Consider the following 2,723-nt stretch of genomic DNA (forward strand, 5'->3'; position numbering starts at 1 on the left):
GGCTCCGGCCGCACGCCCAGGATCTCGTGGATGCCTTCGGCTACGGCCCCGAGCATGTCCGGGCGTCCATCGCCACCGGCGTCGAGGACGATCGGCAGAATGAGGCCGCGGCCTACTACGCCGCTCTGAAAGCCTCGGGCGACGCCCCCACCCCGGAGAAGAAGCCGGGCCGATGAGCGATCCGGCCGACGGCGTCTCCTCGACGTCGTCGGCCGACCCGGTCAGTTGCGGCGCAGAAGCACGAGACGCACGATCGCGAGGACCGCGATGAGCACCCCGGCGATGAGCATGATCGCCGCGAACCACGGCGGGCCACCCACGCTGAGTGCCACGATCCCGACGACGATCATGATGACGGCGAGCACGAGGCCCAGGACGAGCGACACGCGGGTCTGACGCGGTCCCAGCGGAACGGAATGCATGCTCGGAGGCTAGCGGCCCGCGACAGCGGGGCGACAGGGTGATCGCGGAGAACGTCGGAGGTCGCCTCTAGCCTGGGACGATGAGCGATCTTGTCACCGGCGCCGACGGCGTGATCCGGTGCGCGTGGGCCGGGGCCGACGCCGAGTACCAGCGCTACCACGACGAGGAGTGGGGCACGACGTTGCGCGGTGATCGCCCCCTCTTCGAGAAGCTCAGTCTCGAAGGCTTCCAGGCGGGCCTGGCCTGGATCACGATCCTGCGCAAGCGTCCGCGTTTCCGTGAGGTCTTCCACGGCTTCGAGCCGTCGGTCGTGGCGGCTTTCGGCCCCGATGACGTCGAGCGGTTGCTTCAGGATGCCGGAATCATCCGCCATCGCGGCAAGATCGAGGCCGTGATCGGTAACGCCAAAATCGTGGCCGACATGGCCGAGGGCGAGTTCGACGAGCTGATGTGGTCCTTCGCGCCCGTCCGGCATGCACCGCCGACGACGTTCGCCGAGGTGCCGGCGGTGACGCCCGAGTCGACCGCGATGAGCAAGGAGCTGCGTCGCCGAGGATTCCGTTTCGTCGGTCCGACGACGATGTACGCCCTCATGCAGTCCTCCGGCATGGTCGACGACCACGTCGCGGGGTGTTGGCGCGCGGCGGCCTGAGCGCGCAGCTCAGTCTTCAGCGCTCGCTTGATGCCGGGCCTCGAGCTCTTTCAGGCGGCGCATCTGCGCGAAGGGGTAGAACGCGATCCAGGCGATGGAGGCAATGGATGCGCCCATGATCATCGATGCGATATCCATGACCTCGAGGCTACGAGGGGCGAGGTGGCGGCAAATCCTCCGCGCGACGGAGATACGTCGCTCACCCGGTACACTGGTGTGTGGAGCTCTCGCTCCCAGCGTCGTCGAACGCACCGGCCCCCTCTTTGGGGCCTTTGACCTTCACGGCGAACGGATGCGCCATTTGGCGCCTTCGCCCATTGCAGCCGCAGCATCGCGGCATCCCGAACCGCCGTGCGCGCGTGCGCCGCGGCAGGAGTATTCATGTCGTCTCAGACTTTCGCCGACCTCGGCGTTCCCGCACCCCTCGTCGACGTTCTCGCCGCACAGGGCAAGAACGAGCCCTTCCCGATCCAGACCGACACCCTGCCCGACACCCTCGCCGGACGCGACGTGCTCGGCCGTGGAAAGACCGGCTCGGGCAAGACCCTCGCCTTCGCGATCCCGCTGGTCGCGCGTCTCGCCGCGAAGACCGACCGCCGTCGCGGACGCAAGCCCCGCGCTCTCGTGCTCGCCCCCACCCGCGAGCTGGCGAACCAGATCGACGAGGTCATCAAGCCCCTCGCCGCGGCCTTCCAGCTCACCACGACCACCGTCTACGGCGGCATCAACCAGAAGCGCCAGGTCGACGCGCTCGCCACCGGCGTCGACATCCTCGTCGCGTGCCCGGGCCGCCTCGAAGACCTCATCAGCCAGGGGTTCGCGAACCTCGGCGACATCGAGATCACCGTGCTCGACGAGGCCGACCACATGGCCGACCTCGGGTTCCTCCCCGGCGTCACGCGTCTGCTCGCCCGTACGCCCGCCGACGGTCAGCGTCTGCTGTTCTCGGCCACGCTCGACAACGGCGTGGACAAGCTCGTCAAGCGGTTCCTGCGCAACGAGGTCCTGCACTCCGTCGATGAGGCTCATTCGCACGTCGCCGCGATGACCCACCACGTCTTCGCCCCGGTCGACACCGAAGCGAAGAACCGCCTCGTGCAGACTCTCGCTTCGGGCACCGGTCGTCGCATCCTGTTCATGCGCACCAAGCACCAGGCCAAGAAGCTCGCCAAGGCGCTCACTGCTGCGGGGATCCCCTCGGTCGACCTGCACGGCAACCTTTCGCAGCCGGCCCGTGACCGCAACCTCGCCGCCTTCGGCGACGGCCGCGCGAAGGTGCTCGTCGCGACCGACGTCGCCGCGCGCGGTGTGCACGTCGACGGTGTCGAGCTGGTGGTGCACGTCGACCCGCCCGTCGAGCACAAGGCATACCTGCACCGCTCGGGCCGCACGGCCCGCGCCGGTTCAGCTGGCGACGTCGTCACGATCATGCTCCCCGAGCAGCGCCGCGACACGCTCGACATCCTGCGCAAGGCGAAGATCTCGGCCGCGCCGCAGCCGGTGACCCCCACCTCGCCCGAGGTCGTGGCTCTCGTCGGCGAGGTCGCCGCGTACGTCAAGCCCGAGCCGATCGTCGCGCAGCCCCAGGGTGGCGGACGCTCGCAGGGCGCCAACGCCCAGCGCAAGCGCGCCGAGCGCGCACAGGGAC

General features: G+C 69.1%; 4 protein-coding genes. 2 read left to right on the forward strand and 2 right to left on the reverse strand.

What is annotated here, in order from left to right; translation table 11 throughout:
* Positions 1-221: 221 nt before the first annotated feature.
* A complete protein-coding gene (locus RWP81_RS16045) occupies positions 222-422 on the reverse strand; it encodes a hypothetical protein (RefSeq protein WP_314457788.1) in 201 nt (66 codons plus the stop codon).
* 80 nt (positions 423-502) lie between these two features.
* Here RWP81_RS16045 and RWP81_RS16050 point away from each other — a divergent pair, with 80 nt between their 5' ends.
* Positions 503-1,075, forward strand: a complete 573-nt coding sequence (locus RWP81_RS16050; protein ID WP_314457790.1) for a DNA-3-methyladenine glycosylase I — start codon at positions 503-505, stop codon at positions 1,073-1,075.
* Positions 1,076-1,084: 9 nt separating this feature from the next.
* Here the strand turns inward: RWP81_RS16050 and RWP81_RS16055 are convergent, their stop codons facing one another.
* The gene (locus RWP81_RS16055; RefSeq protein ID WP_268774910.1) at positions 1,085-1,213 is read right to left on the reverse strand and encodes a hypothetical protein; all 129 of its coding nucleotides are present in this window, start codon (positions 1,211-1,213) and stop codon (positions 1,085-1,087) included.
* A gap of 243 nt (positions 1,214-1,456) precedes the next feature.
* Here RWP81_RS16055 and RWP81_RS16060 point away from each other — a divergent pair.
* A partial coding sequence (locus RWP81_RS16060; protein WP_314457794.1) for a DEAD/DEAH box helicase occupies positions 1,457-2,723 on the forward strand: 1,267 nt, incomplete at its 3' end.

The sequence above is a fragment of the uncultured Microbacterium sp. genome, from assembly GCF_963521695.1.
Classification (GTDB): Bacteria; Actinomycetota; Actinomycetes; order Actinomycetales; family Microbacteriaceae; genus Microbacterium.

Excerpts from the sequence above, each read along its gene's own strand:
- RWP81_RS16045 (WP_314457788.1), bottom strand. The coding sequence starts at position 422 with ATGCATTCCGTTCCGCTGGGACCGCGTCAGACCCGCGTGTCGCTCGTC.
- RWP81_RS16050 (WP_314457790.1), top strand. The coding sequence starts at position 503 with ATGAGCGATCTTGTCACCGGCGCCGACGGCGTGATCCGGTGCGCGTGG.
- RWP81_RS16055 (WP_268774910.1), bottom strand. The coding sequence starts at position 1,213 with ATGGATATCGCATCGATGATCATGGGCGCATCCATTGCCTCCATCGCC.